This is a genomic window from Paenibacillus provencensis, assembly GCF_042678545.1.
GTDB classification, from domain to species: Bacteria; Bacillota; Bacilli; order Paenibacillales; family Paenibacillaceae; genus Paenibacillus; species Paenibacillus provencensis.
Genome location: NZ_JBHTKX010000004.1, coordinates 109743 through 125509, shown reverse-complemented (window position 1 = coordinate 125509; position 15767 = coordinate 109743). Strand labels below are relative to the sequence as shown.

General features: G+C 36.1%; 11 protein-coding genes, 1 pseudogene and 1 riboswitch. Of the genes and pseudogenes, 7 read left to right on the top strand and 5 right to left on the bottom strand.

Features of this window, described 5'->3' with window-relative positions:
• The first annotated feature begins 1 nt into the window (after window position 1).
• On the top strand, window positions 2–859 hold the full coding sequence (locus ACFQ3J_RS21175) for a M56 family metallopeptidase (protein WP_090727215.1): 858 nt from the start codon (window positions 2–4) through the stop codon (window positions 857–859).
• A 919-nt stretch (window positions 860–1778) separates the two neighbouring features.
• Here the strand turns inward: ACFQ3J_RS21175 and ACFQ3J_RS21170 are convergent.
• From ACFQ3J_RS21170 to ACFQ3J_RS21160, 3 genes and pseudogenes are all read right to left on the bottom strand, one after another.
• Complete coding sequence (locus tag ACFQ3J_RS21170; protein ID WP_371264621.1) at window positions 1779–3296, bottom strand: multicopper oxidase family protein; 1518 nt, start codon at window positions 3294–3296, stop codon at window positions 1779–1781.
• 986 nt (window positions 3297–4282) lie between these two features.
• Entirely contained in the window at window positions 4283–5206 is a 924-nt protein-coding gene (spoIIP, locus tag ACFQ3J_RS21165; RefSeq protein ID WP_090727211.1) for a stage II sporulation protein P, read from the bottom strand.
• A gap of 421 nt (window positions 5207–5627) precedes the next feature.
• A pseudogene (locus ACFQ3J_RS21160) lies at window positions 5628–5833 on the bottom strand (IS3 family transposase); the annotation flags it as partial.
• Window positions 5834–6029: 196 nt separating this feature from the next.
• On the opposite strand from ACFQ3J_RS21160, the gene ACFQ3J_RS21155 reads away from it, so the two are divergent.
• From ACFQ3J_RS21155 to ACFQ3J_RS21130, 6 genes are all read left to right on the top strand, one after another.
• Window positions 6030–6731, top strand: coding sequence for a response regulator transcription factor (locus ACFQ3J_RS21155; protein ID WP_090727209.1), 702 nt, complete (start codon window positions 6030–6032; stop codon window positions 6729–6731).
• Window positions 6731–8134, top strand: coding sequence for a sensor histidine kinase (locus ACFQ3J_RS21150; RefSeq protein WP_090727207.1), 1404 nt, complete (start codon window positions 6731–6733; stop codon window positions 8132–8134). Before ACFQ3J_RS21155 ends, ACFQ3J_RS21150 begins: the two co-directional genes overlap by 1 nt.
• A complete protein-coding gene (locus tag ACFQ3J_RS21145; protein WP_090727206.1) occupies window positions 8131–8649 on the top strand; it encodes a TVP38/TMEM64 family protein in 519 nt (172 codons plus the stop codon). Before ACFQ3J_RS21150 ends, ACFQ3J_RS21145 begins: the two co-directional genes overlap by 4 nt.
• Window positions 8650–8783: 134 nt before the next feature.
• Window positions 8784–10664 carry an asparagine synthase (glutamine-hydrolyzing) gene (gene asnB / locus ACFQ3J_RS21140; RefSeq protein ID WP_090727204.1) on the top strand — a complete coding sequence of 627 codons (1881 nt, stop codon included), beginning with the start codon at window positions 8784–8786 and terminating at the stop codon, window positions 10662–10664.
• A 462-nt stretch (window positions 10665–11126) separates the two neighbouring features.
• Window positions 11127–11357, top strand: coding sequence for a hypothetical protein (locus tag ACFQ3J_RS21135; RefSeq protein ID WP_143042152.1), 231 nt, complete (start codon window positions 11127–11129; stop codon window positions 11355–11357).
• 239 nt (window positions 11358–11596) lie between these two features.
• Complete coding sequence (locus tag ACFQ3J_RS21130; protein ID WP_090727201.1) at window positions 11597–13600, top strand: peptidoglycan D,D-transpeptidase FtsI family protein; 2004 nt, start codon at window positions 11597–11599, stop codon at window positions 13598–13600.
• A gap of 895 nt (window positions 13601–14495) precedes the next feature.
• Here ACFQ3J_RS21130 and ACFQ3J_RS21125 read toward each other — a convergent pair.
• Both ACFQ3J_RS21125 and ACFQ3J_RS21120 read right to left on the bottom strand, forming a co-directional pair.
• A complete protein-coding gene (locus ACFQ3J_RS21125; protein ID WP_090727199.1) occupies window positions 14496–14975 on the bottom strand; it encodes a C40 family peptidase in 480 nt (159 codons plus the stop codon).
• A gap of 5 nt (window positions 14976–14980) precedes the next feature.
• A riboswitch (cyclic di-AMP (ydaO/yuaA leader) is annotated at window positions 14981–15115 on the bottom strand.
• A gap of 285 nt (window positions 15116–15400) precedes the next feature.
• Entirely contained in the window at window positions 15401–15730 is a 330-nt protein-coding gene (locus ACFQ3J_RS21120) for a four-helix bundle copper-binding protein (RefSeq protein ID WP_090727198.1), read from the bottom strand.
• Between the last annotated feature and the right edge of the window lie 37 nt (window positions 15731–15767).

Genomic DNA, 15767 nt, shown 5'->3' with positions numbered 1-15767 from the left:
CATGAAATCGACTGCAAAGACAAATTCAATTTTTTTTGTCATGCTACTCACTGGATCATTTGTCTTAATCCAGATGGGTTGGTATATGGCCCATCAAGTATTAGGTGTTCCAGTAAATTGGAACATTATTCAATATTGTTTAACCGTTATACAAGAAGACACCTTGGGTCATGACATCATCAAAGTTTTATTTAATCTTGTCATTATTTATACGGTGGTGCGCCTAGCTGGTAGGATTAGTAGTCAATTATTCTTGACTTGGAAATGGATGCGTAATTTTAAGGGGAATAGGGATTTACAACATATGTCATACCTTAATTATGTATATCGGGATTGGAATACTGAAATTATTGTTATTAAAGATGATGCCTTTATTGCTCTGTCAATGGGTATTTGGAATCCACGTATCATCATTTCAACGGGGCTAATTAACATGTTCAACCAAGAGGAAGTCAGAGCCATATTACTTCACGAATGGTACCACTGCAGGAGACGTGATCCGCTTCAAATGTTCTTGGTAGTTTTGTTAACGGAAAGCATGGGATATATCCCCCTATTAAAAACGTTAAGCAAAGAATTTACAACAAGGAACGAACTTCTTGCTGATAGGTTTGCTCTGACTCATATGAAAACGGAGTATCATTTAGGAAGTGTGTTGTTGAAACTATCCAATTTAGTGAATGTTCGAAATGTCATAGTGGCTGTGCCCTTCGCTAACACAGCATTGAACTACCGAATATTACAAGTTCTGCAACCAAATCAACCCATCGATATTCCTTTTACTTATCGCAATTCTCTTTTGTTAACTGTAGTTATTTTTCTCATCATGATTGGCTTGATATCGGGCGGATGTTCATAAGCTGCCCTTTTTTGCATATAAACACTACTGAATGTAGTTTTTTTGATTGTTATATAGAGTTGATGAATACGTAAGGAAATACTTAATTGGATTAAGTGATCGGTCCATTGACTCAAGTGTCCCTTTCCTCAAATAATGAGCGACTCAGTTTTATTCTTGGAATTTGTTGGTTAAGGAAGATGGGTAGAGAGACCGGACTGCCGGACTGTTATTTCAAATACTGGGAAATGATTATAACTTATTGGCAGTAATGTACTAAATATTATGAGTATAATAGGCTACTAGAAATCTAAACGATGAAAGTTACACTCATTCTTTTGCTAATTTTGATATTCTTTCTTATGGTGTAATTGTTGCTCTGGCGATCATAATCAGCATTTGAGTTGCTCATTTCTTGTCAAAAGGGAGGGAAAGCATAAATATACTAGACCTCACGACTTATGTTGTTTGGCGTAACTATTGTTTTCAGCATTTTGCAAATGTTATCTTCATTCAGTGGGACTTTTATGATCATACCTAAGTGATATCTTCGTGATATGGAATGGAGGTACCAGGATTCAAGGAGGTGGTTTTATCACTGTAGCCTATCTATAAAAGATTCATCTTTTTTTTCATTTGCTGATGTGATGAAACCAACAGTTATTTTGGGTAGGGTATCGGCAGGAATTTCGTTCGTACTTCCTTAATGGTGATGCTTTTGGTCTCCGACAGGATCGATTTAGGAATTGTCCATCCTCTACATACGATTGCATTTCACGCAGGAAGTGTAGTATTTCGAGTAATTACTTATAGGGAGATTCTTAAAAGACATTTAAATGATAATCATTGTATGATAAATATCATGATAGGGATTGACTGAATTATAAAAAACATAAGCTCCAACCTATATTTAATCGGTTGGAGCTGTGGCGTGACCATTTTACTCAGCTTTATTTTCTATACTCAAATCGGGAGTATAATTTGTCTGATAATCTGAGTATTGCACCTCTGTTACCATACCTGAAGATGCGTGATGTAAGTCATGGCAGTGGAACATCCATTCTCCTGGATTATCAGCTTCGAAAGCAATAACATATTCCTCTCCCGGTTTCACATTAATTGTATCTTTCATGATTGGTGATCCTTTAATTGGCATTCCATTTTTACTAAGCAACTGGAAAAAATGTCCATGTAAATGCATCGGATGATCATCAGTTTCTGAGCGATTGACGAAGGTAACTTTAACTTTGTCTCCTTTTTTAACATTAAGTTTTTCTGTGTCTGGATATACTTTTCCATTAATGGTATACACCATTTCACCGTTTCTCATTTCAGTATTTAGTTCCATATTTATTTCTTGATCAAATGTTGTTTCATCAAGTGAAAAATTACTATTTACCAATACACCATACTGAGCTAAATCAAATACTCGAAGATCTTCAGATGAATTGGAATTATCCTTTTGTGTATCTGAACCGTCATACTGAATTACGGTCTTCATATTCTTTGATTTATCTCCATGTTCTTCAAGGAGCCAAGAGCCAGGATTGTTAGCAGTAAACTCAATGTCGTAACGTTCACCAGGAGCTATTGAAATCAGTTGATCTTTAATCACTTCAGGGTCGTTAATTGGTTGACCATCCGAAGAAATAACTTTAAAGTCATGACCATGTAAGTGCATTTTATGTGAAATATATCCTGCATTAACTAAGCGAATCCTTACTTTATCACCCTCATTAACAGTTAATTTGTCAATAGAATCACCAGATTTCCCGTTAATCGTATATATATCGTACATACTCATATCATGAGCTGCCATGTCCATACCATCCATGTCCATATCATCCATGTTCATATTACTATGATCCATACCTTCTATTTGTATTTTGTTGTCTAGATTGTTACTTTTTTGATTACTCGTATCCATTTCACCGGAACTCATCCATTCATCCAGCATTAATGTGAAATCTTTGTTGTATTTTTCATCTGGATCTTCAACAATTAATGAGCCGTATAAACCTTTATCGAGTTGGTTGACACTATCTTGATGAGAATGGTACCAGTAGGTACCAGGTATTGTAGCCTCAAATTCGTAAGCGAAAGTTTTCCCGGGTACGACTGCGTCCTGTGTGACTCCAGGAATACCATCCATATCATTTGGAACTGGATATCCATGCCAGTGAATCGATACTGGTTCTTTTAGCTCGTTTTTCAAGTTGACTTTCACAATATCCCCGACCTTCACTCGGATTTGTGGTCCTGGTACCGAGTTGTTAAATGTCCACACTGGGAGTACTTGCCCTGGAGTTACTTCGAGGTTGCTTTCTTGTGCCGTAATCGTAAACTCTTTTCCGTTTATTACTGGTGTTGCTGAAGTAAGTTTTATGGAGTTTTTATCAATAGTGTTAGTAGTTGTTGGAGTATTTGAATTCATGGTTGAATGATCCATGCCCTCCATACTATCTTTGACAGCATTCACACAACCCGATGTAATAATCGCAATAGCGCCGACGACGACAAGATTCTTTAACAATACGCCCTTCATATATTTACCTCCTCATTAATATTTGCAATTTATGTTTACAACAATAAACCAAAAATATGTTGAAATTATGAAGGTACACAAAATATTCAAAACTAAAGTTTGTAATATGAAGCAATTGAAATAGCGGATCAGGCTAATCATTTCTTCGTTTTATTTATATAGGGCTTGAGAATTGTCTCGAAGTTTTTAGTGGTTAACCGGGGACTTGTTAACGTTTGGGGAATTACATACCAAAACTTAACATACAGTGTTATAGCATGGTAATAAGGTGTCTTGACACTTCCGTGGAAATATCGATTAACGACAGCATTATAGTTTTCAAAAAAGAGCTAGCATCTATAAATAAATTCTTTATGGTAATCCTGTTAATAATAACTTTGGTGTTTAGTTTGCAAACTCAGACGTTTGGTCACTTTTCTCTCAATATTGAGACAGCTATATTAATAGACAGAACTATCGGCTCCATGTTAAAGAAAGTGATGTATCCTCTAAGCATTACTAAAATCGTATAAGGAATCATTACAATAGAGGAGGGGAATTTAAACGACATCGTGATAGTTATAAAAGCGGCCAGAAATATTAACGCTACTAGGGTCTATTTACTAGAGTGGGAGCAGGTTCTTTTACAGGGTTTCCTTATTAATTCTGGTAATGATGCAGCTATTGCGATTGTGGAATGTTCGATGAGAATGAAGTCTAGTTTGATGAACGAATGAATGAAGAATGAATGTATTTGTAAAGGGAAAACAGATGTTAAAGATCTCGGAGAACCTGCACCGAGCTTTTTAAATCATTATATTAATTGCAGATACGTTGTTTTTTCTGCTGTTTAAATAAAAAATAAGAGATAAAGATAAAGCGACGAAATATGTGTAGAAGTTGATAAACCAAATGGTAAACTAGTATAGTTTGTTATCTTCTAACCAGATCTCCCGCATAACTTTAGCAAGTAAAGTTATGGTACGATAATTTTCTTCTAGATTATTTTCAACGCCACCAATCTCGATCAGAGCACTATTAGCGGATAAGGCTTGGTTGTAATCACCATTTCCAATGGATGAGTCTTTTTTGTATATGCCTTTTGAAAGAGAAGGTACTTTGCTGTTTAGGCCCTTTTGAATGCGTTCAGCGAACTTCAAGTTCTTTTGCCAGTTCGGATTATTTGTACCTACTACAAAATACACCTGAGCATAATTTAAATTATTGTATTGAATGGTTGTCTTATCTCTCCCTTGTGAGTCCCGATGGATATCAATCAGATATTCTATATTATTATGCATAGCTCGTTCCTGTTCTATTGTTTCCCTAGAGTAAGTATATGAGTAGGCATAATTAAAATTGCTGATAACTGAAGGGTAATCTTTTTTTGAATGAAAAACCGGTATGTCATATGTTTTCATTTTTTTTATTAGATAATCACCTAATAATGTAACATTTGTTTTACTGTCAAAGGCTTCATTTGCTACTTTGATATTCTTTAATTCCGGTATCCATGATTCACGATTGTGAGAATGGTAGATAAGAACTTGAGGCAAGGAAAGGTTACTAGTATTTTTTTCCTCCAATGAGTTCTTGTGATGCACATTTGATGTTTTCTCTTTATTTTTTAATGCAGATAATTCTAACTTTTGGTCTGAAGATTTTGTTGTTAAGGTGGAGCTTAAGGATGTTAAATTTGTTTTTTTTACTGTTTGGAGATCAGATTTAGTTAGAGATTGAGATGAAGCGGATTTCATATTGTAATTAATTATCCCAATCGTTGCATAGAAAGCTAACGAAAAGACGAGTCCAAATACTATAACATACTTACATGTTTTACCCATAATTCACCCTCCTGCTTCTCTCAAAATCTAGTGTTATTTTATCAGTAGATTATGAGGGAATTTGGAAAAGTAGAACTACTTAAATTAAAACTAGACAAAAGATATTATGAGAGTTGCGGTGTAATAAGTTGAGTGTGACGAAAACGGAGATTTGGACTGCCCCTGATAAGCAGTACGTAAATAAACCACCACAAAACAACCTAAATCCGGTATTCATCGGGCTTAGGTTGTTTAGTTTTTGTTAAAAATGTTGGCGTTTGTAGTACCGCATATATAACCAACTTACTTAAAAGATACATGGAAAAGGAGTTTCTGGATGAGGTATGTATAGAAGACTTTTTAGTCATTTCAAATCAATACTTTTAAACTCTACATGCTTATTTGTTCTATCGTTGTATAAGAAGTGGAAGTTGGAATGAATATGGAGCATCGTGCCCGGTAAAATGGGCAGTTGGTTTAATGTGTCTAGAACAAATGTCGTGTCTTGCTTGTCTGCTATACTGTAAGCTACAATCTCTCCGTTAAACAAGTCTAAGAAGTCTTCCCTCCGAATGGTAAATACGTAATGTCAGTAACGAGCTTCTGCATAGGTCTGTCAGTCTGAAACTGACGCTTTAACATGTGCTCTGCAATTTGTTCCCTAATAAATATAAATCCAGATAGAATAAGTGCTTGCTTTATTGTTGTCTATTAATAGTTAGGGTGACTTACTTGTTTTTTTTGGTCTTAACCTCCATATAATCTTCATAACTAAATGTTAAAGTAATATTGTTCTTTTATATTTACTGCATACTAATGTAAATTATTTTGAGAGGTTTAATTCATGAAGAAAGTATTAATTGTTGAAGACGAGAAATATATGTTAAATTTGCTTCGTATTCATTTAGAGCCACTGTACACTATCGTAGAGGCGCTAGATGGTGCGGCAGCAATAGAATTGCTCAGAGACTTTTCTTATGATTTGATTATTTTGGACATCATGCTTCCTTATTTTAACGGGTGGGAGATTTGTGAAACCGTACGAAGGAAAAGTGACACGCCTATCCTTATGTTAACTGCGAGAAGTGATATTAACGACCGTGTTAAGGGGCTTGAATTGGGAGCTGATGATTACATGATTAAGCCCTTTGATTTTGAAGAGTTAAAAGCAAGAGTCATGGCATTATTACGAAGATCCCAACCAAAAGACAATATTCTTCATGAACCTGAAGTTATTACGCTCTATAATGATATTTTGAGAATTCATATTGAAAGCAGAGAGGTGTTTATTCACAATAGGTTAATTGAATTAACTGGGAAAGAATTTAGCTTGCTTAGTAAGCTGGCGTCTTCGCCAATGCGTGTGTTTACTAGAGAGCTCTTGCTTGATCACATATGGGAAAATTATGAATCTAGGGATTTGAGATTAGTTGATACTCATATAAAGAATATTCGAATGAAATTAAAACAAATTGAAAAGAACATGAAGTTTATTCAAACTGTTTGGGGCGTTGGATATAAAATGAGCAGTAAAGAGGGCGGATAATGCGTAACAAAGGAATTGTCATTAAAATAGGATCTACCATAATGATATTGTTCTTAATTGTCCTTTTACCTCTTGGAATCGTCATTGACCGTATCTTTATTCAAATTTACTCAACAGAAGTGCATCAAAATGTAAATAATCTTTCTAGAAAGGTAACGGAGTATATAACCGATTCTCCTGATACCGCTGTGGGTTTCTTAAATCATACTCGATTGATTACAGGTAAACAAATCGTCGTCTTTAACGAAATGGGAATTATCACTTCCAAAGACGTTTTTGAGTATACTCAAAATGAATTTATAGATAAAAACATTTTTAAAATCATGAAAGAAGGAAAACATTTCGAACGTGAGTACGTAAATTCTGAAGATGGTGAGCGTTTCTTTTATGTAGGGCGACCCATTATCGACGGTGAAACATTTGAAGGTGGGATCCTCGTTTTTTCATCCATAGACGAAATTCATCAGACGATGCATGATGTTAGGAGGTGGATTTTCCTATCGATACTGGTTGCCATTATGTTGGCTCTTGGATATACATTATTTGTCTCAAATCGTTTGTCTAGTCCCCTAATCATTATGGAGAAGATTACAAGATCGATAGCTAAAGGTGACCTTACTTCTAAAGTTAAGGTGAATTCCAATGATGAAGTTGGATCTTTGGGGCAGGCCATCAATGACTTGAGTATGGAATTAAATAATTTCAGAACAAATCGGAGTGAATTGTTGGCCAATATTTCACATGAACTTCGAACACCTATCTCCTATCTAAAGGGCTATGCACAATTAATAAACAGGCATCAATATAAGGATCTTGAGGAGTTGGAAACATATTCGGAAATTATTGAGAAAGAATCAGAACGTTTAGCTAATCTCATCCAAGACTTGTTCGAACTTTCTAAAATGGAAGAAGGAAAAATCAAGCTCTACCTTCAGTCGGTGGATATTGAAGATGTAGTGCAATTAGCCGTGCAGAAAGTAAGTTTAAAAGCAAAAAATAAAGGCTTGGTGCTACTAGAGGAAATTAAAGATGATCTACCTTCAGTCGTTTCTGACGGATCGAGAATTGAGCAAATTATTCTTAATTTATTAGAAAACGCTATCTATTACACGGAACTAGGTGCAATTACAATTAAGGTATCTCAAATTAAGGAGCAGATTTTTATATCTATAAAAGATACAGGAGCAGGGATACCTGAGGGAGACCTCCCCTTTATTTTTGACCGTTTTCATCGAGTGGAGAAATCCCGGTCCAGAGAAATGGGAGGTACAGGACTTGGACTTGCCATTGTATCACAATTAATAGCACAGTTGAATGGGAAGATTACTGTTTTAAGCAAATTGGGCGTTGGATCCGAATTTATCGTATCGTTACCGCTTGATTTGGAGAGGAGCGATTCTTGAACATAATTGTGGGGATTAATCTGTTATTAAATCCAGAAAAATTAGCAGAAATTATGGATGATTTCGGCATGGCCGCGATACTGATTAGTCTAGCTTTAAATATTGTTGTTAGTGTTTTAGGTGTAATTCCGACTTTTTTTATTTCAGGTGCAAATGCCCTTGTTTTTGGCTTGCCTCTAGGATTTGCGGTTTCTCTGATTGGAGAGACAATTGGTGCCTATATATCATATAAGCTGTATAACAAAGGCATTAAGAAAATTGATAAAGAATCTATCCGCCGTGGTAAATGGAGCAAGAGTTTTGCAAACTCAGGGTTGTGGAAACAATTTTTCTTACTGCTAATTGCACGTCTAGCACCATTCATGCCTTCCGGTGTCGTTACATTTGCCGCAGCATGGACGAAAATGAATGTTTTAATGTTCATGACGGCCACATTTATTGGAAAAGCACCCTCCATTGCTGCGGAAGTTTGGGTGGGTCATGATGTGTTTTATTTTGTTCGAAGCTTATTTTAACTATTTGTTAATCAAAAAAACTACTGTCGGTTGCAGTAGTTTTTTTGATTAACAAATATACAATAGGAACTTCATAAATTTCACAAAAATTGCTGCTAAATTAGAGTTACTAACTTTAAAGGGGATACTAGCTAATGTGTGGATTCATATCCGTTTATAACAAAAAACAAATTCCTATTGATTTCGTTATGCTTCAAAAGATGACGAAAATTATAGAGCATCGTGGACCAGATGCCGAAGGTTACCATATAGACGGATCTGCAGGGCTTGGGTTTAAAAGACTTAGCATTATTGATATTGAGAATGGAGCACAACCATTTAAAAACCAAGACAAAGATATAGCTCTTGTATTTAACGGGGAAATTTACAACTATAAAGAGCTCAGAGACTGGTTAACTATAAAAGGTCACGTATTCACTACAACCTCAGATACGGAAGTACTTCTACGTCTATATGAAGAAGTCGGAACGGAGTGTCCCACCTATTTACGTGGTATGTTCGCATTCACAATTTGGGATTCAAGAAAACAGCAACTTTTTATAGCACGGGATCCTTTCGGAATAAAGCCCTTGTATTACTCGGAATTAGAAGATCGGTTTATGTTTGGATCGGAAATAAAGTCTTTTTTAGCCGATGAACATTTTAATGTCGAGGTGGATGAAAATTCACTTTACCACTATCTAACGTATCAGTATGTTCCTGAACCATCGACTATGTTTAAATCCATAAAAAAGTTAGAAGCCGGCCACTCAATGATTATTCAAAACGAGAAAATAAAGGTTGAGCCATACTATGAAGTCAAATTTAATCCTCAAGAGAATAATCGATCATTCAGTGATTTAGCGGAAGAGGCTCGGAGCGTATTGACAGATTCGGTAAAAATACACAGGAATTCTGATGTTACAAGAGGTGCTTTTTTATCAGGAGGGATTGACTCCAGTAGTATTGTTGGCATTCTTCAGAGTTTAGAACCGACTAAAACTTTCTCCGTTGGATTTGACATGCCAGGGTACAGTGAGCTGGATCAAGCTAGAAGAACAGCTGCCTTTCTCGGAACGGATCACTACGAGATCTGCGTTACATCTAAAGATTATAAGGAGGCAATATCAACGCTGGTTTGGCATATGGATGAGCCCGTTGCTGATCCATCTGCAGTGGGACTCTATTTCGCATCTAAATTAGCTAGTCAACAGGTGAAAGTTGCGTTTTCTGGGGAAGGTGCGGATGAGTTTTTTGGAGGATATAATATTTATAAAGAACCCTATTCACTGAGATGGTTCAGTCTTTTAAATCCAGAATTAAGAAAGATGGCTGGTTTTATAGCAGGATTAATGCCAACAGACATGAAGGGTAAGAGCTTTTTGGAACGAGGTAGTAAAGAACTGAAAGAACGGTATGTAGGAAATGCGAAAATCTTCAATGAGAAGGATAAAGTCTCAATTCTTTCTACACAATTCATGGAAAGAGCCGCGTTCACAGCTACTGATTTTATAACGGCACCATTATATGAAAAAGTTTCTCACCACGACGATGTAACGAAGATGCAATATATTGATATTCATACCTGGCTCAGAGGCAATATACTCACTAAAGCAGATAAGATGTCCATGGCAAATTCCTTAGAGCTTCGGGTGCCTTTTGTAGACGTAGAAGTGTTTAAATTCGCTTCAACAATTCCAACAAAGTACAGAGTCACTCCTCAGGCTACTAAAGTATTGCTAAGAGAAGCGATGAAAGAAATCGTGCCAGGAGATGTACAGAACAGAAGAAAACTCGGTTTCCCTGTCCCAACAAGAGTATGGTTGAGAAATGAGTGGTATCAATGGGTAAAATCTTTGATTGAAACCGCTCCTATTGAAAGATGGATTAACAAGTCATACACACTCGAGTTACTTGAAAAACATAAAGAGGGGAAGGTAGATGCGAGTCGAAAGCTTTGGACCATAATTATCTTTATTATTTGGCATCAAACCTTCATCCTAGAACGAAATCGGCTGAATCTCAAGGCTGTATAAAGGAAGAAATTGGAGAAAAGAGTTATTTTATTTGTAATATCAATAGTTTTTATTTCTTTGTTTTATAATTGTTAGAAACAGAGATATTAGTTAGGTTTTACAAGAATAAAACGATTGAGGCCTATTCTGTTATTTGAATTGTTTACAAAAGATAACCGCATTTGTACGGTCTTTTTATGAGGATATGTTAACGTTCTTGAGTCATCTTTTATAAGAGAGAAGAAGTGACAGAATTAGTTTGCAAAACTTTAAATCTATAAACGAAGAATATGTATTGATTTTTGTCAAGATTTAATCAAGTCTTAGAATCTGCAGAATTGTATAGGATTCAAAAATATATATGGGAATAAGAATAATCACCACATAGGGGAAGTATATAGAGCTGAAGCAAGTTTAAAGATCATAGGTACACCATTAATTAATCAAATGCCTAAACTACGGAGGGACTACGAAGTAATCAGTGTGACCATGCTGCTAAATTATGCAGGTGTACAGGCAGATATGATGGATTCCGCTAAATATATCAAGAGGGACACGACTCCATATAAGACGGCAAGGGATGAATGCGATTTTGCAATCCCTATGACGATTAAATCGGTGACATGCATTCATTCATTTGATAACCCAGATTCCAGTACGATTATTACAGGATATGATGAGTCTTATGTTTATTTAAATGATTACGACCATTAGCTAATATGAAATAAAGAAAAAATACAATAAATTTTTTGAAAGAAGTATGGGAACAAATGGGGTAACACGTCATTAATTATATAGATTAAATTAGAATTAAAAAGGGAAACTCCTAATCATATTAGGAGTTTCCCTTTTTAATAAAGGTATAAATGTAAAAAAAATGCATACTCCATACTTCCTCCAAATTTATCAGTTACTTTTATAGCAATTCTTTAATATGTAGTGAGGTAATCGTTATGTCAAAGTTTAAGTTACGAAGTAAAAATGAAAGTTCAGAGAAGCAACGTATCCATTTTCGGCTGAATCTGTTTTTTTTTGGTACCTTTATTGTTTTTTCTATCATTATTATTCGCTTAGCTGTATTACAATTTGTGGAAGGGCCAGTACTAGCACAGAAAGAAAGCGAAAGTGTAACCAAGAGTACTCCTCTACTTCCTGTTCGAGGAACCATATATGATTCCACCGGTAAATATAAACTGGCTTATTCAGAACCTGCTCAATCTTTATATATTACATTATATAAAAACTATAGTCAGTCTGAAGGTGGTCCAGCTAATCCCAATCGAGTGGAAGTTTTAGGCATAGCCGAACGTCTAAGTGATGTATTTTCAAAATATAAAGATCCGGAAGCTGAAGACATGTCAGTAGAGGAGATTGTGGAAGCGATGGACCTTGAATTCAGGCAAGCTCTTGGATATACCCCGAGACTTATAAAAAGCAATTTATCAGATAAAGAAATTGCATACTTTATGCAAAACAAAATGGATTTTCCAGGTATAAGTATAATTGAAGAAACCGTCCGCAAATACGATGATGAAACGGTAGCTGTTCAGGCTATAGGCTATCTGAAGACCTTCAAGACATCAAAGACCATCAGTAAATATGAAGAAATCAATGAACAAAATGATACTCAAATGGATCCCGGTTTGATTTATTCCGAACTTGAACCAGTGGGCGTAGATGGCCTTGAACTCCAGTATCAGGACGTGCTTCGCGGAAAAAGTGGATATAGTAAAATTCCAATAAACTCTCTGAATTTGCCTGAAGAGGGGACAGTCATTGAGCCACCTCAAAAAGGATTAGATATTGTATCATCCATTAACAGAGAAGTGCAAATCCAGACAGAACAGGCTATTCTCGATCAGCTTGAATGGCTGCAGCGAAATCCAGTGTCGGGAAAGCTGCATCCAAATGCAAAGACAGGATTCGCTGTAGCAATGGAAGTCGATACGGGGAATGTGGTGACTATGGCTAGTATGCCTGATTACAATCCAAATGCAGCTTGGGACTATGAAAGCATAAAGTATATTTATCGAAACGGAACGGTTGAATCCTTTCCTCCCAATGATACAGGACAGCATCCAGAATCAACAGTATTGTTAGGGTCGACTATTAAGCCGTTAAGCGTACTTATTGGATTAAACGAAGGGTTATTCAGTCCTAATACTCCTTACTTAGACCGAGGTTATGCGGAATTTGGAAGTGATAATACACGAGTGCGGAATTCAGGGAGTACGGTTATGGGGCTTCTCTATCCAGACACAGCTATTCAAAACTCTTCGAATGCATTTATGGTCGATTTAATTGGTGAAAAACTGTGGATTAAATATGGTAATGAAGGAATTGATGTTTGGGATCAATATATGAAAGAATTCGGACTTGGTGTAGATACGGGGGTGGATTTACCTCGGGAATTTAGAGGGAGAATTGAGTATAACCAAGAGAATCAAACGTCACTTACAGGCTTAGCTTTCGCTTCTTTCGGTCAACAGGGCAAATACACGACTATGCAGCTCGCACAATATGCAGTTATGTTAGCTAACAAAGGTAAACGAATGGAACCGCATTTAGTTAAAGAAATAAGGGACTCAAGCGGAAATGTAGTCGAAAGAATCGATCCTAAAATTCTTAATGAAGTGGAGTTTAATGAAGCTTATTGGGAAACCATTCACAGGGGAATGGCTACAAATGTAGATGTTGCTTTTTCAGGATTTCCATATGACTTTGCCCGGAAAACAGGTACCTCCCAACAGACGATATATAAAGATGGTGAAGCCATAAATGTTGAAAATGGCGTGTTCATCGCATTTGCACCGCGTGAAAATCCTAAACTTGCCGTTGCAGTAGTTGTTCCAGAAGGGGGATACGGCTCTATGAGCGCTGCGCCCATTGCTCGAAAAATATTTGATGCATACGATGCAGAAATCGGGTTAACCGAAGCACCTCGTTCAACTGAATAAATCAAATAATATAATAGAAAGCTCTGTACTTGATAGGGCTTTCTACATTGCAACAGAAAATAGAGTGGAGTATAAAAATGAAAAATGTCCATAGTGATCAATGTAGCGTCTACACATCACAGTTATACGCTTTGAAAAGATAAAGGTATTTATCATAGCGTGTCCAGCAAGGTACGCCAGCTAAATACTCATTAAATCGTTTCATTCTATACTGCTCTAATCTGCACAACGACGGCCGAACACCCTTTTCAGTGTTAGAAACATCGGAGCTTCAGTTGCAAATATTTTTGTTACTGTATTTGTGTTCCCGATATTTACGCTTACCCCACTATATGTAACTAGCTAATTTTGTGCCAGCTAATATCCGATTTTTTTATTTCAGATAATGTAGCTAATGGAGTAAAGTGTCGACACCAGGCTTACTGAAAAAGCAATCTCAACCTACGGTTTCGATAAATTCGAGAACTTGGTAACTGAACCATCGTATGCTTTAAACCGAGTTAACACTTATCAATGCACTTTCTCTCTTTATACTAAGAGTCTATTTATAAAGTAATATTGAATCCAAGGCAAAGTATATACTAAGATCTCCCGACGCCACTTACCCCCGGAAGTTAATATCCGGGGGTAAGTGGCATCTATAAAGAAAAAATGTAGAGTTTTTTATGTGCACAGAGACTTAAGTTATTACTGTAATTTGTTCAAATCAGTTTCTGTTTTTCAGGTGCTTCATTTCGTTAAGTAACGGGAAACGTAAGAACGTATGGGTCATAGCGATCGGCTGCTTATTTCATGAAGATGCCGGGCAGATTGTGTATCAAAATTTGATTCGAAATAATTCAGTCAAAACCCCTTCATAAGGGCGGGGTTGTAAATATAGCTTGTCCTTCCCTCTTTAATGAGAGTCATCAACCATATTAGAAAAACTCTTATCATCAATTGTTCTTCTGGCTGTAACGTACCGTTGCTTGTAGTATGTTTCCGAGAGTTTACTTACTCTTACTCCTTTACTGCTCGAAGAATGAGCAAATTGTCCATCCCCTATGTAAATTCCCGCATGAGATATTCCCTTTCCACTTGTATTGAAGAAAACTAAATCCCCAGTTCTTAAATTGCTTTTTGCTACCGCAGTGCCTGTTTTAGCTTGAGCAGCTGAGGTTCTAGGAAGGTTTTGATTAAATTTATCAAATATGTATAATATGAAGCCGGAGCAATCAAAGCCACTTGCTGCGGTCGTTCCTCCCCATTTATAAGGTGTTCCTACCACTTGGCTGACTTCTGATTGTAATTTTGATTTGTCATCAGCAAATGCACTTGTGGTACCAGAAGAAATAATAATAACAGACCCTAATAAAGACATGATAATTTTTTTCAAGTATAATATTCTCCCTTCGATGCCTACGGAGTTAGCTTAAGGATTCGGTAGAAGGTTACCTATATTCAACACTATTTTGAACAATTCACCCAAAGTGGTTCCCCCGTTTTAAATAAATTTAAATTCGGCAAAATAATTAAAATATTGTAACACTAATAACTGTAGTGTATAAATCGAGACTTGTCAATTATAACCTGTAAAATTTGTTGCTTCTTATGATTTCATGAGGATTTATTTAATTTAGAAAGGTTTTTCATAAATAATCGACAACTTAACAAGAAGTGGGTCATATTTTATGACAGGTAATATCATAACAAATTTGTAATTAATATGTCTTTTTTTATTTCAAAAACTGTTTCAGATTTAATCAAAAATAACCGCTCCAGTTACTGGGAGCGGTTATAAAAGTAGTATACTTTTTTATGTTATGCAGCCATGTTACGACATGCATCTGCACATTTAAAACAAGCTTCCGCACATTTTTGGCAATGGTCATGACTATGTTTTTTGCACTCATCACCACATGCTTGGCATATCTCAGCACACAATGAGCAAATTTCTTTGATAAATGGTGAATTGCTGCTCATTGCTGTTGCAGCAAAAGAGCAGATGTCGGCACATAGCCGATCTAGACGAATACATTCTGCCATCATTTTAATGTCTTCTTCTTTTAAACAAGCATCGTAGCAGTGATTACAAGTCACCATACATCGTAAGCATTCCTCTATACATTGTTTATACTGTTCATGTGACATTTCCATTCTCCTTTCAGTGATTAATTTTTTACATACG

What these genes read in the sequence shown, in the direction of transcription:
- ACFQ3J_RS21175 (WP_090727215.1), top strand. Translation starts at nt 2, where the DNA reads ATGAAATCGACTGCAAAGACAAATTCAATTTTTTTTGTCATGCTACTC.
- ACFQ3J_RS21150 (WP_090727207.1), top strand. Translation starts at nt 6,731, where the DNA reads ATGCGTAACAAAGGAATTGTCATTAAAATAGGATCTACCATAATGATA.
- ACFQ3J_RS21130 (WP_090727201.1), top strand. Translation starts at nt 11,597, where the DNA reads ATGTCAAAGTTTAAGTTACGAAGTAAAAATGAAAGTTCAGAGAAGCAA.
- spoIIP (WP_090727211.1), bottom strand. Translation starts at nt 5,206, where the DNA reads ATGGGTAAAACATGTAAGTATGTTATAGTATTTGGACTCGTCTTTTCG.
- ACFQ3J_RS21155 (WP_090727209.1), top strand. Translation starts at nt 6,030, where the DNA reads ATGAAGAAAGTATTAATTGTTGAAGACGAGAAATATATGTTAAATTTG.
- ACFQ3J_RS21170 (WP_371264621.1), bottom strand. Translation starts at nt 3,296, where the DNA reads ATGGAGGGCATGGATCATTCAACCATGAATTCAAATACTCCAACAACT.
- asnB (WP_090727204.1), top strand. Translation starts at nt 8,784, where the DNA reads ATGTGTGGATTCATATCCGTTTATAACAAAAAACAAATTCCTATTGAT.
- ACFQ3J_RS21120 (WP_090727198.1), bottom strand. Translation starts at nt 15,730, where the DNA reads ATGTCACATGAACAGTATAAACAATGTATAGAGGAATGCTTACGATGT.